Source organism: Pseudoalteromonas sp. MEBiC 03485 (genome assembly GCF_004195145.1).
GTDB classification, from domain to species: domain Bacteria; phylum Pseudomonadota; class Gammaproteobacteria; order Enterobacterales; family Alteromonadaceae; genus Pseudoalteromonas; species Pseudoalteromonas apostichopi.
Genome location: NZ_SGBT01000001.1, coordinates 656,600 through 680,109, shown reverse-complemented (window position 1 = coordinate 680,109; position 23,510 = coordinate 656,600). Strand labels below are relative to the sequence as shown.

The following is a 23,510-nucleotide window of genomic DNA, read 5'->3' as shown; positions in this document are numbered from 1 at the left end:
TCTAACTACAGCATGGATTTTCATCTATACTTAAAAGCTTTATAATTAACCGTCAGAATACTATAAGTACTGGGTCTTAATTGGTATTTAGCTTACTACTACCGAGTACTTTCACGTCACCAAGAGGGCAATATTGTGCTACAAGAATATCGTAAACACGTAGAAGAACGTGCCGCGTTAGGTATCGTACCAGCGCCATTAGATGCTCAGCAAACGGCTGATCTTATTGAACTAATCAAAAATCCACCGGCAGGCGAAGAAGAATTTATTGTTGATCTTCTAGTTAATCGCGTACCACCAGGTGTTGATGATGCTGCTTACATCAAAGCAGGTTTCTTAGCTGCAGTTGCAAAAGGTGAAGCGAGCTCTCCACTTGTATCAAAAGAAAAAGCAGCTGAGCTACTTGGTACTATGTTAGGTGGTTACAACATCGCACCTATGATTGATCTTTTAGATGACGAAGCGCTAGCACCAATCGTTGTTAAAGGTTTATCAAACACATTATTAATGTTCGATGCTTTCTACGATGTAGAAGAAAAAGCGAAAGCAGGTAACGAGTTTGCTAAGCAAGTAATCGAATCTTGGGCAAATGCTGAGTGGTTTGTAAACAAGCCTGCAGTTGCTGAAAAAATCTCAGTTACAGTATTCAAAGTAACTGGCGAAACAAATACTGATGACCTTTCTCCTGCACCTGATGCATGGTCACGTCCTGATATTCCACTACATGCTTTAGCAATGCTGAAGAATGAACGTGATGGCATCAATCCTGACAAACCAGGTGAAGTTGGTCCAATCGCACAGCTAGAAGAGCTTAAAACGAAAGGTTTACCTCTTGCATACGTTGGTGATGTAGTTGGTACGGGTTCTTCTCGTAAATCTGCAACTAACTCTGTACTTTGGTTCATGGGTGATGATATTCCTCACGTACCAAACAAACGCGTTGGTGGTGTATGTTTAGGTGGTAAAATCGCTCCTATCTTCTTCAACACAATGGAAGACTCTGGTGCGTTACCAATTGAGCTACCTGTTGATGAGCTAAACATGGGTGACCAAATCGATATCTTCCCATACGAAGGTGTTGTTAAGCGTCACGGTACAGATGAAGTTATCTCTACTTTCTCTCTTAAATCAGACGTAATTCTTGATGAAGTTCGTGCTGGCGGTCGTATTCCACTTATCATCGGTCGTGGTTTAACTGATAAAGCGCGTGCATCACTAGGTATGGAAGCTGAAGATATCTTCCGTAAGCCAGCTCTTGTAACTGATTCTGGTAAAGGCTTCACATTAGCTCAGAAGATGGTTGGCAAAGCATGTAACATGCCTGGCGTACGTCCTGGTCAATACTGTGAGCCGAAAATGACAACTGTTGGTTCGCAAGATACAACAGGTCCTATGACGCGTGACGAACTTAAAGATCTAGCGTGTTTAGGTTTCTCTGCAGATTTAACAATGCAGTCTTTCTGTCATACATCAGCTTATCCTAAGCCAATCGACGTAAATACTCACCACACACTTCCTGATTTCATCATGAACCGTGGCGGTGTATCACTACGTCCAGGTGACGGTGTAATCCACTCATGGTTAAACCGTATGTTATTACCAGATACAGTAGGTACTGGTGGTGACTCGCATACTCGTTTCCCTCTAGGTATTTCATTCCCTGCGGGTTCTGGTGCGGTAGCATTCGCAGCAGCAACTGGTGTAATGCCTCTTGATATGCCAGAGTCAATCTTAGTACGTTTCAAAGGTGAAATGCAGCCAGGTATCACATTACGTGACCTAGTACATGCTATCCCTTACTACGGTATTAAAGAAGGTCTTCTTACTGTTGAGAAGAAAGGTAAGATCAACGAATTCTCTGGTCGCGTGCTAGAAATCGAAGGTGTTGAGCACCTAACAGTTGAGCAAGCTTTCGAGCTTTCTGATGCGTCAGCTGAGCGTTCAGCTGCAGGTTGTACAGTTAAGCTTTCTAAAGAGTCTATCGCTGAATACCTAGAGTCAAACATCGTAATGCTTAAGTGGATGATCTCTGAAGGTTACGGTGATGTGCGTACTATTGAGCGTCGTATCAATGCAATGCAAGAGTGGTTAGCTAATCCTGAGCTTATGGAAGCTGATGCTGACGCAGAGTACAAACATGTACTTGAAATTGATCTTGCTGACATCAAAGAGCCAATCCTTTGTGCTCCAAATGATCCTGATGATGCACGTCTTCTTTCAGACGTAACAGGCGAGAAAATCGACGAAGTATTCATCGGTTCTTGTATGACTAACATCGGTCACTTCCGTGCCGCAGGTAAATTACTAGATGGCTTCAGTGGTCGTATCCCAACTCAACTTTGGGTTGCACCACCAACGAAGATGGATAAAGACCAGCTTACTGACGAAGGTTACTACGGTATCTTTGGTCGCGTAGGTGCACGTATCGAAACTCCAGGGTGTTCACTATGTATGGGTAACCAAGCACGTGTTGCTGATAAAGCAACTGTTGTTTCTACCTCTACGCGTAACTTCCCTAACCGTCTAGGTACTGGCGCGAACGTATTCTTAGCATCAGCAGAGCTTGCTGCAGTAGCAGCAATCCTAGGTAAATTACCTACACCTGCTGAGTACCAAGAGTATGCAGATAAGATCAATGCAACGGCAGCTGATACATATCGTTACCTGAACTTCCACCGTATGCCTCAATACACTAAAAAGGCAGACCAAGTAATCGTTCAACAAGCTGTTTAATTAGAGATAAATTAAATTGCAAGAAAAGCCCGCATTAAGCGGGCTTTTTATTTTAGATAAAATTTCTAAATTACTTGTTTATTCGATCTTAAATCTACATAAATAATCATTGCTGTTTACATAATAACGCAAAAATTTCCTATCAATTGCATTAAAATCCTCGCCAATATTCTCAACGTATTAAGGCGAGATCTAAATGACTACATTAAACAACCAGAACCTTCTACAACTTCGTTTTGTAAGCCAAGCGCATATTGACGCAGTAAAACCTTCTTTTGCTAACCTACCTGCGAATCCATACGCAGATGGTGAGTTTCGTAAGCGTCGTTATTCAGTAATTAAAGTTGTTGATGGAGAATTAAAATTACAACCAACAAAAGCATTCGTGCAAGATGACTCAATTAATACCTTTCAAGGTAATGTTGAGCGTACTTATGAAAACCTAGAAGATAGCTTATTAGCGACTGATGGCATGAAGCAAATCGTTAATCAGTTTCGTGATATGACAGGTATTAGCGATGACCGCAATATTGAAATTCACCAATTTAGAATGCTTGCTATCGACAGCGACACACCTGCTGCGCCTGAAGGTGTTCACCAAGATGGTTTTGATCACGTTTGTGTATGTGGTGTATCACATGAAAACCTAGAAGGTGGTGAGCTACTTGTTTATGAGCACCAACAAGCTGAGCCATGTTTCAAAATGGAAATTAAGGACGGCATGTTTGCGCTTATTAATGACCGTGAAGTATGGCATAACGCAACCCCAATGAATAAATTAGACGCAAGCAAAGAAGGTTACCTTGATTGCTTCGTACTAACTGCGTAAGGGTATATCATGAACTTAACGCAATTACGTCGCCAATTCCCTGCGCTTATGCAACAAGTTGCCGGTCAGTCACCGATTTTCCTTGATGGCCCGGGTGGCTCTCAAGTGCCACAGTCAGTTTTAAGTGCCATGACTGCTTATTTGGGTTACTACAACTCAAACTTAGGCGGTGCATTTTTCTCAAGTGACAAAACAGTAGAGTTAATGGCAAACGCTCGCCAAGCTGCAGCCGACTTATTAAATGCGCCATCTAAAGAGCAAATCGTGTTTGGTGCAAACATGACAAGCTTAACGTTTAGCTTTAGCCGTGCAATCTCGCGTGATTGGACTGCAGGTGATGAAATTATCGTCACCAATGCTGATCACTTCTCAAATGTATCATCTTGGCAGCAAGCTGCTGAAGATAAAGGCGCTACTGTAAAAACTACCCTTATCAACGAAGCTGATTGCAGCTTAGATATGGCACACTTGGAAAGCCTTTTATCTAACAAAACAAAGCTTGTTGCAGTGACATATGCATCGAACACTACTGGCTCAATTAATGATATTAAACGCATCGTTGAACTTGCACATGCTGTTGGTGCGCTAGTATATGTTGATGCCGTTCATTATGCACCTCATGAGCTTGTGGATGTACAAGCACTTGATTGCGACTTCTTAGCCTGCTCTGCGTACAAGTTCTTTGGCCCTCACCTTGGTATTGTATATGGCAAACGTGAGCACCTAGAAGGTTTCACGCCATATAAAGTTGAGCCTGCAAAAGATGTTGCGCCAGGTCGCTGGGAAACTGGAACACAAAGCTTTGAAGCATTGGCTGGCTTAATTGCTGCTGTGGACTACATTGCTGCAATTAGTGAGCTTGATGATAGTCACTCACGCCGAGATAAATTAGCTGCTGCATTTGCTATCACTAAACAACACGAAATGGCATTAAGTAAGCATTTCTTAACGCGTTTGGCTGATTATCCGCGTATCAAGTTGTTCGGTATTGATGCTTTAGATCGTTTATCTGAGCGTACACCGACTTTTGCACTAACTTTTGCAGACATTGAGCCACGTATTGTTTCTGAGTTTTTAGGTAAGCAGCACATTTGTGTGTGGGATGGTAACTTCTATGCCCAAGGCTTATGTAAGCAGCTAGGGGTATTAGAAACCGGCGGCGTAGTTCGCATTGGTTGTATGCACTACAACACTATTGAAGAGCTCGATAAAGTTTTTGATTTATTTGATCAATTACTAGCAGATTAAAGCCGAGCTTTTAGCTTCAAACCTTAAGTTATAAGCAGCCCTAGTAGGCTGCTTTTTTATGGGGGGAGATCTACAGAGCAGTCAGTTACTTATAGTTTAAGTTGTTACAGTTATGAGTTATCAAGAAAACTAGTTTTAAAGTGCTTTCTGGCTTTGAAAGGTGCTGAAGCAATGATGAAATTTAAAGAAAGTAACAAGATAACTATTAAGATGGTTAGCCAGTTTAAAGCCATCTGAATGAGAGTAGGAGGTTCATAAAATCCAAAATGCATGAAATCGGCAATTAAAATTTTATTTTTATAAATTAGGCTGTTACAAAAATTGCCAAGTGCAAAAAAAGATATACTAACCAGAAATAGCATAGTAGTTATAGTTGCCACTTTGAGCTTTAAAATATTTACCTTTATATATTTCGTTAAAAAATATAGCAATACTAAAAACGCAATACTGCTTACAAAGAGCGTGGCACCTAGCCCCAGAGTTAGTAGATTTGAAACCACCCATACTGGCTTTACAGTTATTGGCAAATCATTCGGATTTATGTCGTCAGTCACTAAAAAGATATAAATAGACATATAAGTCAAAATACTGATTACAGTGATCGGAATATGCCAAAGTAATTCACGTTTTTCTTTTTTACGAGCTGTTTTATGTGCGGTATTTCTCTGTGCAAGTCTTTCTAAAGGATCCATTCTTTACTTACTTGAGTAATCATTCAAAAAATTTACCTTTGAGAAAGGTAAATTGCAAGTGAGCATAGCCATTACTAGTGCTCCTATTTCTCAAAGCAAATAAAAAAGCGCGACATCAAATGCCGCGCTTTTCATAATTTTTAGCAACTTACATCGCTTTAAATCGAATCGCTGTGCCGCCACTGGTAGCAAGCTTTAACGTCAACTTATCATCAGCAGTAACAATGCGTTTTTCTACTTTTAAGTCGTAAGGGTTATTAACCCACTGTGCTTTATCACCGTCACGGTAGATTTGCGCTTCAAACTTTTTGCCTTTATCTAAGAAGTCTAATTTCACTTCTAAAGTGCGGGCTTTTTCGTCTGTGACAGCGCCTAGATACCAGTCGTTACCTGAGTATTGCTCACGCTTGCGCTCTTTACGTGCAAATACAACGTAATCGCCAACTTCGCCTTGTAGTGCAATACTTTGTTGCCAATCAGTTGGTACGTCCTGAATAAACTGAAATGCATCTGGCTTGGCCAAGTAATTACGTGGTAAATCAGCGGCCATTTGAATTGGGCTGTACATTACAACATATAGCGCTAATTGCTTCGCTAGAGTTGTTTGTGGGCGATTGGTATCGGCACCTAGACCGTTAAAGCCCATATCAAAAATACCTGGTGTGAAATCCATTGGGCCGGCAAGCATACGGGTGAAAGCAAGCATTGGAATGTGCTCAGGTGGGTTCGGCGGTGTACCCCATGCGTTAAACTCTTGGCCACGAGCACCTTCACGAGCAATCCAGTTCGGGTATGTACGACGTAGGCCAGTATCTTTTACTGGCTCATGCGTATTGATACTAATCTTATGCTTAGCAGCAAGTTTCACGTTGTATAGGTACTCGTTTACCATGAACTGACCATCGTGCCATTCTTTACGGACAATGCCATTTTCATCGATACGCTTGATGTTACCACCGTCAGCTACATAACCTGTTTTAACTTGGCTTACATTTGATTTTTCATATAACGCAAATGCAGCTTCCATTTGGTTACGGTAGTTAGTCACGTTACCTGAAGTTTCGTGGTGACCAATTAATTGCACGCCTTTTTCTTTGCCGTAACGTGTTAGCTCTTCAATATCAAAGTCGTCATAAGGTTGAGTAAAGCTAAATACATCACCGTTATAAAACCAGTCGCCATCCCAGCCAATATTCCAGCCTTCGACTAGCACGCCATCAAAGCCATATTTAGCAGCGAAATCCATATAATATTTAGTGTTTGCAGTGGTTGCACCATGAATTTTACCGCTACCCCAAGTATTTTCATTGATGTGCATACCCCACCAAATACCTACGTATTTACCCGGTTTAACCCAAGATACATCACCGAGTTTATTCGGCTCGTTTAGGTTTAAGATGATATCAGAATTGATTAAATCAACGGCTTCATCACCAATTTGAATTGTACGCCAAGGTGTATTGAATGCGCCGTGCTTTTTAACCGCTACACCGTCTGACCAAGGTGTTAAATCTGCTTGGAAAGTACCATCACGACGTTGATTTAAAACCATGCCTGCATAATCAACAAGGGCAGCTTCGTGAATACTGATATGCACACCATCTTTATTTTTTAAAGTAAATGGTGTGTGCACAAGTGCGGCTTTATGAAGTGGGGTAGTGTTATAAACATACTCATAACGGTTCCAACCTCGGGCGGGGATCCACCAAGCTGTTGCATCTGATGAATCTGTAATAGCAAACTCTGTAAGCTCTTTAGTGATTTCTACATCATCATAGCCAGCTTGTTTTGGTAATTCGTATCGAAAACCTACACCATCATTAAAAGCGCGAAAACGTACTGTAAACGTGCCACCTTGTGGATGTGGCTTTTTAAAGGTAACAGCGACTTCGTTATGGTTATCAACTACCGTTTGGCGTTCACCCCAAGGTTGCTCCCAGCTGCTTTTTACCGAATCAGTGGTTTGGCTGCTAATTTTGTAACCTTCGCTCATTGCTGGTTGTTGTTTAAAAACAAGGCCTAACGAAGAGTTAGCAATGACTTGTTTACCTGCAAAGCTGATTTCGTAGCTAGGTGTGTGTTGCTCATCTGAGATAGTTACTTTGATCTGCCCATCAGGTGAACTGACGGTTGTGGTTTGTGCTAGGCAAGTACCTGAAAAGGCTGCTAACATTAAGGCAGTTAATCGCATTGTTGTTCCTTGGCGGCTTATGGTTATGGATTGTTGTCACGTATTCACATACATCCTTAAAGCATAAAGTGACTTGCCGGTTAATACGAGAGATCTGCATACGTATTCAACAAAGTGAACGCTGCGATACCAAGTCCAGCACCTAAAAAGGTTTAGCAAAAATGACAAGAATAACCCTGTTGCTACTACTATTGTTTAGTCAATGTTTATTGGCACAGCAAATACAGATAGTTGATAAGCAGAATCAACCTCTCAAAAATGCCGTGGTTTGGCTTAAAGGTTCAAAACAAGTTACAGCTCTTGATAGTCATTACACTATGAGTCAAAAAAAACGTGCCTTTGTGCCTCATGTGCTGGCAGTGCCACAAGGGGCTAATGTTGAGTTTCCTAACCTTGATTCAATCATGCACCACGTTTATTCATTTTCTAAAACAAAGCAATTTGAGTTAAAGCTTTACCACGATAAACCAGAAAAACCGATTAACTTTGCACAAACAGGCGTTGTCGAGCTTGGCTGTAACATTCATGACTGGATGCTGGGTTATATTGTAGTCGTTGATGGCGGTATTTATGGGCAAACCGATGAGCAAGGTATGGTTGAACTAAGCTTACCTGAAGGTAAGTTTACTTTGGCTGTTTGGCATGACCGATTTAATGATATCAGCACACCAGAAACCATCGAGATCAAAAACACGGCTAAGCAATTAAGTTATCAGTTAAAACAAACTTTATTACCAAAATTAGAACTAAGCAGTGACGAATTTGATGATTATTAATAAATGGCACGCCTTGGCATTATTTAGTGTTGTGGGGTTACCTATACAGGCCTTTGCCGAGCATGATGGGCAGCTAACCGTAACGGCTGTGCGTGGCGACCAACTGTCGAGCTATCAGCGTAAGGGAATCGGCTTATACCGTTATGACCAAGAGCATGATGGTGTCGTAATATCACAAGCTATGCTAAGTAGTCGTTTTGAATTAAATAGCGATTGGTCTGCGCATACTGTGCTTAACGCTCATCCAGATCCTGAACTGACAGTAGGCTTTACTCAGGCTTATTTACAATATCAGCCTCTCACTGCAAGTCGCTACAAATGGGCTGTTAAAGCTGGTGGCTTTTATCCAAAAATGTCACTAGAGAATCCACAAAGTGGCTGGATGTCACCTTATAACTATACTAATTCTGCGATTAATACATGGATTGGTGAAGAGGTACGTGCTTTTGGTTTAGAGGCAAGCATTAAGCGCCCAGGTCGACAGTTTAGAAGTAACCACAGCTTTGAAGGGGTTGCCTCGGTGTTTAAAGGCAATGATCCCGCCGGTACTTTATTGTCATGGCGGGGCTTTGCTATGCATGATAGGCAAACTACCTTTAATGAACGTATTGATTTTGCAACCCCTAATTCATTTAATTGGTATCAGTTAAGTAAGCAAGCTGAGCATGTTGAGCCTTTCGAAGAAGTTGATGGCCGCTTTGGTTATTACGTTGGCGCGCATTGGGATTATCAGAAGCGATCGCAATTACGTGTTTATTATTATGATAACAATGGCGATCCAGGTGCTTTGAATACCGATACTGGTCAATACGCATGGGATACTCGCTTTTTAAGCGTTGCTTGGCTATATAAAGTTAATAAGCAAACACGCATTATTGCGCAATTGTTAGATGGTAAAACTTCAATGGGCCCTCACCGTGGGGTAGATAATGATTTTTATAGTCATTTTGTTTTATTAAGCCACAAGTTAGACCAGCATCGTCTCACAATTAGGTATGATTATTTCAAGGTTAGCGATCATGATGATTGGCAATTTGATCCTAACCAAAGTCGTGGAGAAGCTTTAACCGCAAGTTGGCGTTATCAACTGTCAACTCAGTGGCAAGTAGGTGCTGAATATTCAGTGCTGAGCAGTGACGCTCAAAACAGACCCTGTATGGGATTTAATGAGCATAACTCGCAGCAGCAATTGCAATTTTCAGCGAGTTGGTTTTTTTAATTTCATACACTTTTTTAGTTTTTCTACTAACATTCTAATGAACGTGCTGATTAGAATTTGAATTGGGATAATGTATGAAGTTACAAAGCATTCGCGTCAAAAGCTCTTTACCAATTGTGCTACTTGGCATTGCTGTCGTCATTTTAATTGCCGGCTATACCTATCTAATTAACCTTCAAAAAGAAGCGATTGATGCACAGTCAGAACGTTTCTTAAATGCGGTTTCTGTGGTTGTTAATGCTGACCGAGACCTGTACCAAGCTAAAGTGGCAGAGTTGCATCTTGTTACTCAAATGAAAGGTGATAAAGAGCAACTAACAGATCACCAAGAAAATGCCGAGCAAGTTAAAGAACGATTTAAGCAATATCTATCTTATATGTCGCCATACTCTGAGATTACGAGTCAATTCCGTAACTTTGATAGCGCATTTGATGCATGGTACACAGCATCAACAAGTTACATAAATAACCCTGCTGATGCTTCGCAAAGACAAGCTGCAGAGCAATCCTTTTCGGCACTACGTGATATTTTAGATAAAGCCGGTGAAGCGGCAGATAAAACCTCTCAAGCAGAAACAGAAAAGCTGATGGATAAAGTAATGGGCTTTAAAGTGATGCTTATGCTGATGATTGCAGTTGTTCTGGCAGTTGCTGGTTGGTTTAGTTATTTTGTGCCACGCCAGCTTACAAAACAAATTAACTTTGTCACAGAACGAATTAACGAAATTGCCTCTGGAGATGGAGATTTAACAGGTCGTATTAATGTTAAAACGCAAGATGAATTTGCTGAGTTGGCTACTGCATTCAACCGCTTTTTAGATAACTTACAACAGTTAATCAAAGATATTTTAGAACAAGCGAAAGAGCTACATAATCTTGGTAATGATTTAGACAACTTTGCTAATCAAAACCACCAAGTAAATCAAAAGCTCAGCCAAGCGTCTGAGTCGATAGTCAGTGCTGTACACGAAATGAGTGTAGCAAGTCGCGAAGTGGCCAATGTGGCGCAAAACTCATCTCATGAAGCCGATAATTCACAACAGCTAGCTAAACAAGGCTTAGCTGCGGTTGATAATTCAAGCCGTAAAATTATTGCGCTGTCAGACAACATGGAGCATGCCAGCCAGCGTTCAACAGAATTGCAGCAAAGCTCAGACAACATCGCCAAAGTGCTTGAAGTAATTCGGGCAATAGCTGAACAAACAAATTTGCTTGCTCTGAATGCTGCAATTGAAGCCGCGCGCGCCGGTGAGCAAGGTCGCGGTTTTGCGGTCGTTGCTGATGAGGTTCGTACCCTAGCAACTCGCACACAAGAAAGTACTAATGACATTCAAACTATGGTTGAACAGTTTGCTACAAGCGTTGAGCAGTCACTGCAAGCTATTAACAGTGGTAAGCGCTATGCCGATGAAGCGGTTGAGTCATTTACACAAACCAATGATGTGCTTAACTCAATGCAAGAGTCATCAGTTAAGGTAAATGATATGGCAATGCAGACAGCGCAAGCGACGGAAGAGCAAACTGCTGTGGCAGATGAAATTAGCCAAAATTTATCAGACTTAAACGATCAAACCCAACAAGGGGGCGGCTTAGCTAGTTCAACACAAGAAGTAGCTAATCGTATGAACCAACTCACTGATGAGCTCAATCATTTAGTAAATCGATTTAAAGTCTAATCATAAGCCAACAAAAAAGGGCTCAATGAGCCCTTTTTACATCTAACTAAAACGCTTACTTTTTCTCAAAAGCACGTTTCATATAATTTGGTGTCGCTAATGCGCCGTGGTGAATACCTGCATTATAGTACTCTGTGCTTTGCGCGAGTGTATTTGCATCATCTTCACGAAACCCTGCGAATGCTTCTGACTTACGAGCAAGAGTTACTGACCATAAACCGTTTGGGTAAATTGGCTGTGGGAAAGGCAGAGTTTGTAGATCAACAAAGCCCACTTCTGTCATCGCATCGCGCATTTCTACTAATAGTGGCATATGCATAAGTGGTGATTCACTTTGCTGAATTAAGATACCGCCAGGGCGAAGTGCAGTTAAACAGCTCGTATAGAAAGCATGGTTGAATAAACCTTCGCCTGGACCAACAGGATCTGTACCATCGACAATCACTACATCGATTGATTCAGGCGCTGCTTCACGCATGTACTTGATGCCGTCGTCAAACATCACTGTAGCGCGAGGATCTTGATTTGATTCACACAGCTCAGGGAAGTATTTAAGTGACATTTGTGTCACGACTTCATCGATATCAATTTGTGTTACGCTTTCAACACCTGGGTGCTTTAATACTTCGCGCAATGTACCGCAGTCACCACCACCAATGATCACAACATTTTTTGGATTTGGGTGTGCAAGCAATGCCGGATGGCTGATCATCTCGTGATAAAAAAAGTTTTCACGGCTACTTACCATAGTACAACCGTCAATAATCATCAGATTACCGAAGTCAGTTGTTTCGTACATTTCTACTTTTTGAAATGGCGACTGTTGTTCATCAAGCTTTTTAGTAATGCGTAGTGAAAAGGCACTACCATCACGGTCACTAATTTCAGTGAACCAGTTGTTTTGATCTAAATTAGCCATCTTGCTCATACACTTTTGGTTAATGGTAAAAAAGGGGGGCAATTTTGCCAGTGCTTGACCAATTGCTCAATCAAATTTTAATCAGTATAGCGAATATTTTTTATCACTTTGGCATATAGCGCAATTTTTGTTAGCGTGGTCAGCCCTAGCGTATTAAAATGTGCGTTTATATTTAATGAAATTACAGAAGATATTGCCATGACTTGGGGTTTAGACAAAGCACGCGATACATACAATGTTGCTCACTGGAGTGACGGTTACTTTGACATTAACGCGCAAGGTGAGCTGGTGGCTTACCCTGATGGTGATCAAACTAAAGCTGCGGTGTCTTTATCTGAACTGACCGAGCAATTCAAAAAGCAAGGTCTTACTTTACCTGTACTAGTACGCTTTACTGACATTCTACAAAATCGTGTTGATACTCTGACGAGTGCTTTTACCAAAGCGTGTAACGCCCGTGAATATCAAGGTAGTTATACTTGTGTTTATCCAATTAAGGTTAATCAACAGCGCTCTGTTGTGAGTAAACTACTCGCTCATCCAAGTGGTTTAGTGGGCCTTGAGGCCGGCTCAAAGCCTGAGCTTATGGCGATTTTAGGTGTAGCGAAAGAGCCAATTACCATTGTATGTAATGGCTACAAAGACAGTGAATTTTTGCGCTTGGCCTGTATTGGTCAAGGCATGGGGCACAAGGTTCACATTGTTGTTGAAAAACTCTCTGAACTGACTACCTTGTTAGCTGAAATTGATGACTTAGGAATTGAGCCATCAATCGGTATCCGTATTCGCTTAAACTCGGTAGGTAAAGGTAAATGGCAAAATACCGGTGGTGAAAAAGGCAAGTTTGGTTTAACTGCAGGCCAAGTACTTTCTGCGGTTGAGCTACTTAAGTCGCGTAATAAACTTCATTTAATGCAACTAGTGCATTTCCATATTGGCTCTCAGATTGCCAATATCCGTGATATTCATCGGGCACTGCGTGAATGTGCTCGCCATTTTGCTGAGTTAACTCAGTTAGGCGTGCCACTTAATACAGTTGATGTAGGTGGCGGTTTAGGTGTTGATTATGAAGGGTCTGGTTCACGTAGTTCGTGTTCAATGAACTACAGTGTTGATGAATATGCACGTAATGTAGTGAATGCGTTTGCTGAAGTGTGCCAACAACATGACCTTAAACACCCAGCCATTATTACCGAATCAGGTCGTGCGTTAACAGCGCATCATGCGGTATTAATTACTGATGTTATCGATGTTGAGCGTGCGCCAAATCATGAAAACCCAACAGCGCCTGAGGCCGGTAGCGTATTGGTACTAGATGAAATGTGGCAGTGTTTACAGCGTTTAACACCGCGTATGGCGCTGGAAATTTATCATGATGCAATGCATCTATTTAGTGAAGCTCATGATCAGTATGTGCATGGCTTACTCACTATGCTTGAATGGGCGAAGCTTGAGCAGCTGTATTTCACCATTTTACACCGCGTTCGAGCATCCCTCAGCGAAAATGCCCGTGCCCACCGTGAAGTGTTAGACGATTTAAACGAAAAACTGGCCGACAAGCTATTCGTTAATTTCTCATTATTCCAATCACTGCCTGATGTTTGGGGTATTCAGCAATTATTCCCTGTGATGCCTGTTGAAAACCTACATCAGCCGTTAACGCAACGCGCTATTATTCAAGACATTACCTGTGACTCTGATGGACAAATTCGTAACTATGTTGAAGGTACCGGCATTGAGAGCAGCTTACCTATACCTGAGTACAAGCAAGGCCAGCAATATCACATTGCGATGTTCTTAGTGGGCGCGTATCAAGAAATTTTAGGTGATTTACATAACCTATTCGGCGACACAGATTCAGTGCATGTTGAGCTTACTGAAGCCGGTTATCAGCTGACTAACGCGATTAAAGGTGACAGCGTTAAGGACGTATTAAAGTTTGTTGATTATGATAGTGACATTCTTGCTGAAAACTTTGCAAAACGGGTTAAGTCACTGGCAATTGATGAGCAATCTAAGGCACAATATTTGTCAGAACTAAATGCTGGCCTTTCTGGCTACACGTATTTTGAAGATTAAGCATTAAAGGAATAAGTAGTAATGTCCATGATCCGTTGTGTGTTCAGTTTTTTATTCTACACCCTCAATACACTTTTTTGGTTCGTGCCCATCTTTATTTGTGGCGTGATTAAACTGATCCCAATTAAACCTCTGCAAAAATTAATGAGTTGGGTTGCTAAGCAATGCGCCACTATGTGGGTGAGTTGTAACAGTATTAACCAAAACTTATTTGCTTCTTATAAGCTAAACGTAACCGGACTTGAGCAGCTCAAAGCAAAAGATTGGTACTTGGTGATCGCTAATCATCAAAGTTGGGTAGATATTGTTGTAATGCAACGCGTGTTTAATCGCCGCATTCCTTTTTTAAACTTTTTCTTAAAAAAAGAACTAATTTACGTGCCTTTCTTAGGTCTTGCGTGGTGGGCATTAGATTTTCCCTTTATGACTCGCACTAGCAAATCACAATTAAAGAAAAACCCTAAATTACGTGGCAAGGACTTAGAAACAACGCGCAAAGCTTGCGAAAAGTTCAAAGAAATGCCGGTAAGTATCGTTAACTTTGTTGAAGGCACACGTTTTACTGCCGAAAAACATTCACGCCAAAACAGCCCTTTTGAACACTTGTTAAAGCCAAAAGCGGGCGGGGTTGCGTTTGTTATGCAAGCTATGGGTGAACAAATTTCAAAAGTGGTCAATGTAACCATTCATTATCCTGATGGTATTCCGAGCTTTGTTGATTTTGCCAGTGGTCGTGTTACGCAAGTTGATTTGCGAGTAGAAGTGATGGAAGTGAGCCCTAATTTAATCGGTGATTACACCGGTGATGCTGACTTTAGAGTTAACTTTCAAGCTGAGTTAAATCGCATTTGGGATGAAAAAAATCAGCAGCTAGCCGAGTTAGAAGCAAAAACGCAGTAGTATTGCTAACGCAGTCGAGAGCACATATATGTTAAAGAAATTTTTACCAAATTGGTTAACAGGCATCCTAGTCAGCATTGTTTTGTTTGCTAATGTGATTATTTGGGGCACGCTAGTGCTGCTGTTCGGTGTGCTTAAATTATTACTACCGTTTAAAGTGGTTAGCGATATTCTCCATGTAGCTTATCGTGGTTGGTGCAAAGGTAACCGTTTCGCTTTGTGGTTAGGTTGCCCAACGATTGATATCGATATTAAAGGCAATATCAGTAAAGATGGTTGGTACTTACTTATTTCTAATCATATGAGTTGGCTCGACATTGTTGTGTTAAGTGCGATTGATGTGTTACCTGCGCCAAAATTCTTCTTAAAAGACGAGCTGAAGTATGTGCCGTTCATTGGCACCGGCGCTTGGGCTATGGGTATGCCTTTTATGAAGCGCGTTAGCAAAGCGCAGCTGGCAAAAAATCCCAAGCTGAAAGGACTTGATGTAGAGCGTACCAAACGCAGTTGCCGCGATTTTCGTAATCACCCAACGACTATAATTAACTTTGTTGAAGGCACTCGCTTTACTTGTCAAAAACACAGTAAACAGAATAGCCCGTTTACTTACCTCTTAAAGCCAAAAGCGGGTGGTACTGCATTTGCCCTTGAGGTATTAGGTGAGCAGTTTGATGCATTATTAAATACCTCGATTATTTACCAGGGGGAAGGCGAGCATATTTGCCGAAATCTGATGCGTGGTCGTCTTAATGTCATAAAAGTTGAGATGCATGTGCAAGCAATTAGCGCAGATATGATTGGTGATTATCAGCATGACAGAGCTTTTAGAACAGCTTTTCAACAACATATTAATGAGTTATGGTTGCAAAAAGACGCTCAGCTACTAACTTATCATCAAGCCCAGCAAGCTGAGTACCTTGCCAACATCAATAAAGAGGTTGAAGCGCCATGAAGCAAACTCACCTGCAAGAATTGGTGATGCCTTGGTTTGAATCAATGCCAGACGCGACGCTGTTAAGCGCATTAACGGCGACAGCTATCGGCGTTGGCTCATTACTAATAATCTATACGTTTACCCGCCGCCTGCTACTGCCGGGCATCCAAAAGGTTGTTACTCGTCTTTCACCAGAGCGCATTGGCGCGCTGACACCTATGCTCAATAAGCTCAATCGTCGCTTTGCTGGAGCATTGTGTTGCGTTCTTTATTTAGCAACTTTTGATTACGTATATCCTGTCCATGATGTTGCCTCGTTGGTCCTTAAAACCGTGGGGCAAGTTGCCCTGATCATTTATGGTGGTTTCATTTTAAGTAGTGTGGTGAGTATTGCAGGTGGTATTTATAACCAACTTGACTTTGCCCGTGATATTCCGATTCAGGGTTTGATACAGGTAGTAAAACTTATCACTTTTATGGTTTGTGCCATCCTCATTGTGAGCATTTTACTAGAGAAGTCACCGACATATATTCTCTCAGGTTTTGGTGCGATAGCTGCGGTCACCTTACTGGTGTTCAAAGATACTATTTTGGGTTTTGTAGCCAGTATACAAATTGCAGCTAATCGTTTAGTGACCTATGGTGATTGGATCCAAGTGGATAGCTATGGCGCAGACGGTGAGGTTATCGACCTTGGCTTAAATACCGTAAAAGTACGAAACTGGGATAACACCATTACAACTATCCCAACTTATATGCTGGTTGCTGGATCATTTAAAAACTGGCGAGGTATGCAAGAGTCAGGTGGTCGTCGTATCAAGCGTGCTTTAAATATTGATATGAATAGTATACGTTTAGTCGATGATGCGTTTCGTGAACAAATTGATGCTGCTATCCCACTTAATGATTATATTCGTGTTTCAAGCTTGCCTGATCCGGTGACAAACCTTGGTTTATTCCGTCGTTATGCTGAAGGTTACTTAAAACAGCACGAAAAAATTAATCGTGATTTAACCTTAATGGTGCGTGAGTTACAACCGATGAATCATGGTTTACCCATTGAGTTTTACTGCTTTAGTGAAGATAAGCGCTGGATTTCGTATGAGCACTTGCAAGCAGAGATTATGGATCATCTACTTGCTGTGTTGCCTATATTTGGACTTAGACCTTATCAAAGTGTTACTGGGCAGTTAAGTACAAGCGAATCCCAAACAGGGCTAAAACCAAGTATCAAGGTTGCTAACACTGTGCGTGAAAAAGCTTAAAACTGACTAATCAGTACGCTGATAGCAATAAATCCTAACAATAGCCACCAAATTGGTGGCTTTGCTATTCTTAGCCAAGTAAATGCCACAATAACTAAAGCTACTTGCCACAGATTTTGCACGGCCGATTGCCAAATAGGTGAATAAAGGGCGGCAGCTAAAAAGCCTACCACGGCGGCATTTAATGCTGAAATACTGCCTGCAAAGCGAGGCTTATCAGCCAGTTGTAGCCAGCTTTTCATAAAAGCTAACATCAATAAAAATCCCGGCAAGAAAATCATGATGGTCGCGACAATTGCACCTATAAGTGGCGTATTTGGAGACACTTGTGCGCCTAGGTATGTTGCTATGGTAAACATTGGTCCTGGAATGGCCTGAGCACTGGCATAAGCAGATAAAAACTGCTCGGTTTCAAGACTCGGCACACCAGCTTGTAAAATGGGTAATACAACATGGCCGCCGCCAAAGACCATAGCGCCTGTTTGGTAAAATGGGGCAAACAAAGAGAACCACTCGCCTAAAGGTAAAAAGCTCATCAGTAACAAGGCGGTAAATAAACCAAGCGGTAACCAAGCAATTTTCACAGGTTTATGTTCTTGGTTCTCTGGAAGTTTAAGCTGAGGATAAAACCAACCTATGGCTGCAGCCGCAATAAGTACTAAAATTTGACTTGATAACTGTGAAAATACAATCAGCGCAACAGTACTCAGTACTGCTATGAGTTTATGTAAGTGGCTTTTGCAAAAGCTCATTGCCATGCTGTAGGTTGCATCGGCAACGATCACTACAGCAAATAGTTTAAGTCCAGCAATGACTGCAAAGTAAATATCACCAAATTGGTGAGCACTGAGAGCCAGAAAAAACATGATTAAAAATGAGGGCAGGGTAAAGCCTACAAAAGCACAAAGACCTCCCAGTAGCCCACCTTTTTCAACCCCCATTGCAAAGCTAACTTGGCTCGACCCCGGGCCTGGTAACGCTTGGCTCAGGCTAATTAGTTGAGCATAACGTTCTGCTGAAAGCCATTTTAAATTATCAACAAAGTGGCGCTTAAAATAACCAAGGTGTGCTGCAGGACCACCAAAGCTCATACAGCCTAATAAAAAGAATTGTTTAAAGATGATGAATAACATTACTTTTGCCGTTCCAGGGTGAATGTTTCTATTATGACAAAATTGTATGACATTTTTGTGGTTTTTATGACACAAGGCCGTCTACAATATAGAGAACGAGTGAACGTAGTTATGAGTATCACTATGAAACGCTATATTACCTGTTTATTGTTATCGCTATGCAGCAGCTTTGCACTTGCAACTTCTTTTGAGAAGGTTGTGGTGGCTGTTGATCATGCGCCTCCTTATGGCATGGTCACTGAAGATGGTAAAGTGAGCGGCGCGATAGTTGATATTATGCGTGAGGTGCGGCGTACTTTACCAATCAAACTTGAGTATGTTGCTTGCCCGTTTTCTCGTTGTCTGAAAATGCTCGAACAAAATGAACTAGATGTGATGGGCGGACTCATTCGCACCAAAGCGCGTGAACAAAAAATGCAGTTTCTCACCCCTCCATACATGATGTTGTCGTCTTCTTTTGTGTTTTATGCAAGAACTGATAGCGAGCTTGAAATAAATAGCTATCAAGATTTAGCCGGTAAACGTATTGCTGTAATGCGAGGTGCAGCACACTTTCCTCGTTTCGATAACGATAAAACACTTATAAAAGTTGAGGCTTTAAGTGAAAATAATGCATTTGAAATGCTATTAAAAAATCGTGTTGAGCTAGTGATTGCTGTTGAGAGCACAGCTGATCATGCCTCTGTATTTCTGCAGCGACCTTCACAAGAAATCGTAAAAATGCCGTATCGCCATAAAGATGTCATATATGGTCACATTGCGTTAAGTAAACAATTCGCACGCTCAGATTTGGCCGAAAAAATTCAAGAGCGCCTCAATACGTTAGTCCTCAATGGCCGCTTAACAGAATTGGTCAAAAGATATAACTTACCTCCGATTACTACTGTAACACTTGATAAGTAACCCACTCTTCATCGTTTGTTCATAGAAACTCATTCATAATTGTTAACAATTCAATTTGAATAATTGCCATGGAGAGACACATGACTTTTACAAAATCAGTTTTAACAGTGGGCGTTTTAGCCGTTCTTTTAACAGGTTGTGAGACAACTAATACAGGTAAAGGCGCTGCGATTGGCGCCGCAACAGGTGCAGTTCTAGGTAAAGCAACAGGTGATCACGACGATAAACGTATCTTCATTGGTGCAGCTATTGGTGCATTAGCTGGTGCAGCCGTTGGCGATTATATGGATAAGCAAGAAGAAGCATTTCGCGATGAGCTAGCGGGCTCTGGTGTTGAAGTGGTTCGTGAAGGCGATAATATCCGTCTGGTCATGCCATCAAACATTACTTTTGCGACAGATCAGTCATATATTTCATCAGGTTTCCACAGCACGCTAGACGCGATTGCTAACGTGATGAATAAGTACGAAAAAACGTATTTAAGTGTTGAAGGTCATACAGATAGCACAGGTAAAGATAGCTACAATATGACGTTGTCTCAGCAGCGTGCACAAAGCGTAAAAGATTACCTAGTTAATCATCAGATCATGTCTGCGCGCATTAGCACAAAAGGTTATGGTGAAACGCGTCCTGTAGCGAGCAATGACTCAGCAAATGGTCGTGCTTTAAACCGTCGCGTAGAAATTCAGATCGTACCAAATACACAAGGTTAGATTTTATACCAATCCGCAATAATACTTAGTCATTTTGAGGGATTAAACCTGTCGCTAACTGCGTTAAAAATTTCTGATTTAGAACAACTAAACAACGAAATTTTTGCCTTGTTATCAACGAGGTTTTATTGCCTCAAAATAGACTACTTAATTAAGCTAATTGGTATTACATCTAAAGTTGTGGTCAGGTTTGATATGCCCTTTCAAACCTGACATTCCTCTTTTTTAATCTCGATTAAACTGTAATTCGCACAATTGTTTATACAATGGGTTAGTCTCAAACAATTGCTGATGTGTACCAGTTGCAATTATTTCCCCTTTATCCATTACAACAATTACATCGGCATGTTTAACCGTTGCTAAACGATGGGCAATAATGAGTGTTGTTCTGTCTTTCATTAGATGCTTTAACGCAGCTTGTACATGAAACTCACTTTGTGCATCGAGTGCACTGGTTGCTTCATCAAGCAATAAGATAGCTGGGTCTTTTAATATTGCTCGCGCGAGGACTATGCGTTGTTTTTGCCCACCAGAAAGCCTGACACCTTGCTCCCCTAAAAAGCTGTGATAGCCATCAGGTAGTTGATTAATAAACTCATCAGCATGGGCATATTTAGCCGCAGCATATACTTGCTCGTCGCTGGCGCTTGGGTTGCCATAGCGAATGTTATGCATTACATCTGAGCTAAATAAAATTGGGTTTTGTGCCACCATCCCCATTTGCTGGCGCAAGCAATCAAGAGAAAGCGCTTTTATGTTTATTCCTGCCAGCGAAATACTCCCAGAGCTTGGGTCATAAAAGCGCTGCAGTAACTCAAACAACGTTGTTTTACCAGCCCCTGACGGGCCAACAATAGCAACAGTTTGCCCTTGTTTTACTTGTAAATTTAGCGCATTTAAAGCGGCTTTATCTGGCCTTGAAGGGTAATGAAAAGACACCTCATTAAACTGAATAGCGGGGTGATCAAGCTTGTTTTCCTCAAGTTGTGCATCATGATTTGTATCTGGACTTTTGATCATGCTTTCAACGGCGAGTAGCTCTAACAATCGTGCTGCTGCCCCTGCGGCTCTTTGTAGTTCCCCATATACTTCTGCAACTGTTGCTACAGACATGGCCACCATAATTGCGTAAAACACGAAAGCGCCTAGTTCACCACCTGTCATGGTGCCAGCTAATACGTCACTGCCGCCAACCCAAAGCATCACGCTAATGGCACTAAAGGTCAGAAATATAACCGCTGCAATCAAAAACGAGCGCTGTTTGATACGGCTCTTCGCTACTTGAAACGCCTTGTTGGTTTCTTCGCTAAATGCTGCTTTTTCACGTTCTTCGTGACTATAACTTTGCACGACTTTAATATTTTGAATGATCTCACCAGCATAGGTGCTGATATCGGCAATGGCATCTTGGCTTGAGCTTGCGAGCTTTCTCACTTTTCGGCCAAAAATCATCATCGGCAGTAGTACTACGGGTACGCAGGCAACAACCACAAGAGTTAGCTTTAGGTTGGTGATAAGTAGCATAGCCAAGCCACCAATCAGCATTAAGCTACTGCGCAATGCCATCGAAAAAGAGGAGCCGATGATAGATTGCAACAAGGTGGTGTCGGTGGTTAGTCGCGACATTAGCTCGCCGCTGCGGTTTTCTTCAAAGTAGCTTGGGTGCAACGTAACAATACGATCAAACACAGCTTTACGCATATCGTTACTGACTCGCTCGCCAATCCACGACATTAAATAAAAGCGACAGAAAGTACCTACCGCTAATAAGCTAATCAAACCAATCAGTACCATTACTGCTTGTTGAAGCTGAGCTTGTGAGCCAGCAATAAAGCCATGATCAATAACAAATTTAACGCCTTGCCCAAGTGATAAGTTCACACCAGCGGTGAGCAACAAGGCGCCAAGCGCTGCAAACACCACCCATTTATAGGGTTTTATAAAAGCTAAAATTGGTAACAGGCTGCTAAATGCCGCCTTTTCTTTATTGTTAGGCATGCTAGATTCTTATTGGTGAATAGGGTATAGATATGGTTATCAACGCTCTAAAAATCAACAGTTATTAAGGGATTAGTATGGAATCTACAACGATCAGTGGTCAATTCAGCGTAAAATTAAACCCAATTGGCGGATATGCCACAGGTCAAGATGGCGTTAATTTAGGACGCATGTCGATTGATAAACAGTTCTCAGGCCCATTAGAGGCAACAAGCCAAGGCGAAATGCTCAGTGCCATGACTGCAACTCAAGGCAGTGCAGGCTATGTAGCAATTGAGCAAGTTGTTGGTAGCTTAGAAGGTAAGCAAGGTAGTTTTGTACTGCAACATTTTGGCACTATGGATAAAGGGACTGACCGATTAACTTTAGAAGTGGTGCCTGACTCCGGTGCTGGAGAGCTTGAAGGTATTTCAGGTAAAATGGCAATTCGAATTGAATCGGGTATTCATTATTATGACTTTGAATACCAACTGATGGACTAACATTACATCAGTTTTATTGTTAATAGAGAATAAAGAATAATGACACTAACTGAGTGGTTGAGTTTAGTTTTAATTTGCGTGATGGGTGCTATGTCTCCGGGGCCAAGTTTAGCTGTGGTTTTAAAGCACAGTCTACATGGAGGTGTGAAGAACGGCATGTTAGCGGCGTTAAGCCATGGTATTGGGGTTGGTTTTTATGCGTGTGCCTCGTTACTTGGCTTAGGCGCGCTGATGACTCAGTTACCAACGCTTTATCAAGTGCTGGTCTATGGCGGTGCAGCATATCTCGCCTATTTGGGGATTCGTATTCTGTTAGCTAAACCTAGCCCGCAAACACTGAATGTTGAGCAGACTAAGCCAAGTCCTCGCATCGCTTTGCAAGATGGTTTTGCCATTGCTTTTTTAAATCCAAAGCTTGCGGTATTCTTTCTAGCCCTATTTTCGCAGTTTATTGACCCAGAGAATCTGACTTTGCAAGTCGGGTTGATCATGTGTTTAACCGTGTTTGTACTCGATACAGGCTGGTATCTACTTGTTGCACTGTTAACCGAAATATCAAAAAAGCGTTTTGGTTTTACTAAGGCGAATCCATGGTTTGAAAAATTGCTAGGGGTAATTTTTATTACCTTAGCAGTTCGCGTCGTTATTACCCTATAAATCTCTCTTTGTTGCGATTACACCACTAATAAAAAGGGAGGTGATCGCAGCTCTCCCCAGTAAGCTCCTATTGCATACGTATTCATCACACAATATTCACCTTTTGGTTACACTTTATTGGTTGTTTTTTGACAACAACAATAACCACAAATACAACACCTCC

General features: G+C 41.6%; 19 protein-coding genes. 14 read left to right on the top strand and 5 right to left on the bottom strand.

The window, feature by feature from the left end; translation table 11 throughout:
* The first annotated feature begins 135 nt into the window (after window positions 1-135).
* The 3 genes from acnB (at window position 136) to EVU92_RS03170 (ending at window position 4,810) form a co-directional block, all read left to right on the top strand.
* On the top strand, window positions 136-2,733 hold the full coding sequence (acnB, locus tag EVU92_RS03180; protein ID WP_130049980.1) for a bifunctional aconitate hydratase 2/2-methylisocitrate dehydratase: 2,598 nt from the start codon (window positions 136-138) through the stop codon (window positions 2,731-2,733).
* Between the two features lie 196 nt (window positions 2,734-2,929).
* The gene (locus EVU92_RS03175; RefSeq protein WP_130049979.1) at window positions 2,930-3,562 is read left to right on the top strand and encodes a 2OG-Fe dioxygenase family protein; all 633 of its coding nucleotides are present in this window, start codon (window positions 2,930-2,932) and stop codon (window positions 3,560-3,562) included.
* Window positions 3,563-3,571: 9 nt separating this feature from the next.
* Window positions 3,572-4,810 (top strand): cysteine desulfurase-like protein, encoded by a 1,239-nt coding sequence (locus EVU92_RS03170; RefSeq protein ID WP_130049978.1) that lies wholly within the window; start codon window positions 3,572-3,574, stop codon window positions 4,808-4,810.
* A 110-nt stretch (window positions 4,811-4,920) separates the two neighbouring features.
* On the opposite strand, the gene EVU92_RS03165 is transcribed toward EVU92_RS03170, so the two are convergent.
* Both EVU92_RS03165 and EVU92_RS03160 read right to left on the bottom strand, forming a co-directional pair.
* The gene (locus EVU92_RS03165) at window positions 4,921-5,502 is read right to left on the bottom strand and encodes a hypothetical protein (protein ID WP_130049977.1); all 582 of its coding nucleotides are present in this window, start codon (window positions 5,500-5,502) and stop codon (window positions 4,921-4,923) included.
* A gap of 148 nt (window positions 5,503-5,650) precedes the next feature.
* The gene (locus EVU92_RS03160) at window positions 5,651-7,693 is read right to left on the bottom strand and encodes a glycoside hydrolase family 97 protein (protein ID WP_130049976.1); all 2,043 of its coding nucleotides are present in this window, start codon (window positions 7,691-7,693) and stop codon (window positions 5,651-5,653) included.
* Window positions 7,694-7,854: 161 nt separating this feature from the next.
* On the opposite strand from EVU92_RS03160, the gene EVU92_RS03155 reads away from it, so the two are divergent.
* The 3 genes from EVU92_RS03155 (at window position 7,855) to EVU92_RS03145 (ending at window position 11,364) form a co-directional block, all read left to right on the top strand.
* Window positions 7,855-8,469: a methylamine utilization protein gene (locus EVU92_RS03155; RefSeq protein ID WP_130049975.1), complete on the top strand. Its 615-nt coding sequence runs from the start codon at window positions 7,855-7,857 to the stop codon at window positions 8,467-8,469.
* The gene (locus EVU92_RS03150) at window positions 8,459-9,688 is read left to right on the top strand and encodes a hypothetical protein (protein WP_130049974.1); all 1,230 of its coding nucleotides are present in this window, start codon (window positions 8,459-8,461) and stop codon (window positions 9,686-9,688) included. The genes EVU92_RS03155 and EVU92_RS03150 overlap by 11 nt, the downstream gene beginning before the upstream one ends.
* A gap of 74 nt (window positions 9,689-9,762) precedes the next feature.
* A complete protein-coding gene (locus EVU92_RS03145) occupies window positions 9,763-11,364 on the top strand; it encodes a methyl-accepting chemotaxis protein (RefSeq protein ID WP_130049973.1) in 1,602 nt (533 codons plus the stop codon).
* A gap of 55 nt (window positions 11,365-11,419) precedes the next feature.
* On the opposite strand, the gene speE is transcribed toward EVU92_RS03145, so the two are convergent.
* The gene (gene speE / locus EVU92_RS03140; protein ID WP_130049972.1) at window positions 11,420-12,283 is read right to left on the bottom strand and encodes a polyamine aminopropyltransferase; all 864 of its coding nucleotides are present in this window, start codon (window positions 12,281-12,283) and stop codon (window positions 11,420-11,422) included.
* A 198-nt stretch (window positions 12,284-12,481) separates the two neighbouring features.
* Here speE and speA point away from each other — a divergent pair, with 198 nt between their 5' ends.
* Genes speA through EVU92_RS03120 form a run of 4 tightly spaced genes read left to right on the top strand, consistent with a single transcriptional unit; the run spans window position 12,482 to window position 17,461 of the window.
* The gene (speA, locus tag EVU92_RS03135) at window positions 12,482-14,362 is read left to right on the top strand and encodes a biosynthetic arginine decarboxylase (RefSeq protein ID WP_130049971.1); all 1,881 of its coding nucleotides are present in this window, start codon (window positions 12,482-12,484) and stop codon (window positions 14,360-14,362) included.
* Between the two features lie 21 nt (window positions 14,363-14,383).
* Entirely contained in the window at window positions 14,384-15,262 is an 879-nt protein-coding gene (locus tag EVU92_RS03130; RefSeq protein WP_130049970.1) for an acyltransferase, read from the top strand.
* A gap of 28 nt (window positions 15,263-15,290) precedes the next feature.
* On the top strand, window positions 15,291-16,214 hold the full coding sequence (locus EVU92_RS03125; protein WP_130049969.1) for an acetyltransferase: 924 nt from the start codon (window positions 15,291-15,293) through the stop codon (window positions 16,212-16,214).
* Window positions 16,211-17,461, top strand: a complete 1,251-nt coding sequence (locus EVU92_RS03120) for a mechanosensitive ion channel domain-containing protein (RefSeq protein ID WP_130049968.1) — start codon at window positions 16,211-16,213, stop codon at window positions 17,459-17,461. Before EVU92_RS03125 ends, EVU92_RS03120 begins: the two co-directional genes overlap by 4 nt.
* On the opposite strand, the gene chrA is transcribed toward EVU92_RS03120, so the two are convergent.
* Complete coding sequence (chrA, locus tag EVU92_RS03115) at window positions 17,458-18,594, bottom strand: chromate efflux transporter (RefSeq protein WP_130049967.1); 1,137 nt, start codon at window positions 18,592-18,594, stop codon at window positions 17,458-17,460. The two genes, EVU92_RS03120 and chrA, sit on opposite strands and share 4 nt — an antisense overlap.
* 33 nt (window positions 18,595-18,627) lie before the next feature.
* Here chrA and EVU92_RS03110 point away from each other — a divergent pair, with 33 nt between their 5' ends.
* Together EVU92_RS03110 and EVU92_RS03105 are read left to right on the top strand one after the other, a co-directional pair.
* Window positions 18,628-19,497 (top strand): transporter substrate-binding domain-containing protein, encoded by an 870-nt coding sequence (locus EVU92_RS03110; RefSeq protein WP_130049966.1) that lies wholly within the window; start codon window positions 18,628-18,630, stop codon window positions 19,495-19,497.
* Window positions 19,498-19,577: 80 nt separating this feature from the next.
* Window positions 19,578-20,210 carry an OmpA family protein gene (locus tag EVU92_RS03105; protein ID WP_130049965.1) on the top strand — a complete coding sequence of 211 codons (633 nt, stop codon included), beginning with the start codon at window positions 19,578-19,580 and terminating at the stop codon, window positions 20,208-20,210.
* Window positions 20,211-20,435: 225 nt separating this feature from the next.
* On the opposite strand, the gene EVU92_RS03095 is transcribed toward EVU92_RS03105, so the two are convergent.
* Complete coding sequence (locus tag EVU92_RS03095; RefSeq protein ID WP_130049964.1) at window positions 20,436-22,208, bottom strand: ABC transporter transmembrane domain-containing protein; 1,773 nt, start codon at window positions 22,206-22,208, stop codon at window positions 20,436-20,438.
* A 77-nt stretch (window positions 22,209-22,285) separates the two neighbouring features.
* On the opposite strand from EVU92_RS03095, the gene EVU92_RS03090 reads away from it, so the two are divergent.
* Window positions 22,286-22,690 (top strand): DUF3224 domain-containing protein, encoded by a 405-nt coding sequence (locus EVU92_RS03090; RefSeq protein WP_130049963.1) that lies wholly within the window; start codon window positions 22,286-22,288, stop codon window positions 22,688-22,690.
* Between the two features lie 39 nt (window positions 22,691-22,729).
* Complete coding sequence (locus tag EVU92_RS03085; RefSeq protein WP_130049962.1) at window positions 22,730-23,347, top strand: LysE family translocator; 618 nt, start codon at window positions 22,730-22,732, stop codon at window positions 23,345-23,347.
* Window positions 23,348-23,510: the final 163 nt, after the last annotated feature.

Excerpts from the sequence above, each read along its gene's own strand:
- EVU92_RS03155 (WP_130049975.1), top strand. The coding sequence starts at position 7,855 with ATGACAAGAATAACCCTGTTGCTACTACTATTGTTTAGTCAATGTTTA.
- EVU92_RS03170 (WP_130049978.1), top strand. The coding sequence starts at position 3,572 with ATGAACTTAACGCAATTACGTCGCCAATTCCCTGCGCTTATGCAACAA.
- EVU92_RS03160 (WP_130049976.1), bottom strand. The coding sequence starts at position 7,693 with ATGCGATTAACTGCCTTAATGTTAGCAGCCTTTTCAGGTACTTGCCTA.
- EVU92_RS03105 (WP_130049965.1), top strand. The coding sequence starts at position 19,578 with ATGACTTTTACAAAATCAGTTTTAACAGTGGGCGTTTTAGCCGTTCTT.
- EVU92_RS03120 (WP_130049968.1), top strand. The coding sequence starts at position 16,211 with ATGAAGCAAACTCACCTGCAAGAATTGGTGATGCCTTGGTTTGAATCA.
- EVU92_RS03165 (WP_130049977.1), bottom strand. The coding sequence starts at position 5,502 with ATGGATCCTTTAGAAAGACTTGCACAGAGAAATACCGCACATAAAACA.
- EVU92_RS03125 (WP_130049969.1), top strand. The coding sequence starts at position 15,291 with ATGTTAAAGAAATTTTTACCAAATTGGTTAACAGGCATCCTAGTCAGC.
- EVU92_RS03090 (WP_130049963.1), top strand. The coding sequence starts at position 22,286 with ATGGAATCTACAACGATCAGTGGTCAATTCAGCGTAAAATTAAACCCA.
- EVU92_RS03150 (WP_130049974.1), top strand. The coding sequence starts at position 8,459 with ATGATTATTAATAAATGGCACGCCTTGGCATTATTTAGTGTTGTGGGG.
- EVU92_RS03095 (WP_130049964.1), bottom strand. The coding sequence starts at position 22,208 with ATGCCTAACAATAAAGAAAAGGCGGCATTTAGCAGCCTGTTACCAATT.
- EVU92_RS03130 (WP_130049970.1), top strand. The coding sequence starts at position 14,384 with ATGTCCATGATCCGTTGTGTGTTCAGTTTTTTATTCTACACCCTCAAT.
- speE (WP_130049972.1), bottom strand. The coding sequence starts at position 12,283 with ATGGCTAATTTAGATCAAAACAACTGGTTCACTGAAATTAGTGACCGT.
- EVU92_RS03175 (WP_130049979.1), top strand. The coding sequence starts at position 2,930 with ATGACTACATTAAACAACCAGAACCTTCTACAACTTCGTTTTGTAAGC.
- speA (WP_130049971.1), top strand. The coding sequence starts at position 12,482 with ATGACTTGGGGTTTAGACAAAGCACGCGATACATACAATGTTGCTCAC.
- EVU92_RS03145 (WP_130049973.1), top strand. The coding sequence starts at position 9,763 with ATGAAGTTACAAAGCATTCGCGTCAAAAGCTCTTTACCAATTGTGCTA.
- EVU92_RS03110 (WP_130049966.1), top strand. The coding sequence starts at position 18,628 with ATGACAAAATTGTATGACATTTTTGTGGTTTTTATGACACAAGGCCGT.
- chrA (WP_130049967.1), bottom strand. The coding sequence starts at position 18,594 with ATGTTATTCATCATCTTTAAACAATTCTTTTTATTAGGCTGTATGAGC.
- EVU92_RS03085 (WP_130049962.1), top strand. The coding sequence starts at position 22,730 with ATGACACTAACTGAGTGGTTGAGTTTAGTTTTAATTTGCGTGATGGGT.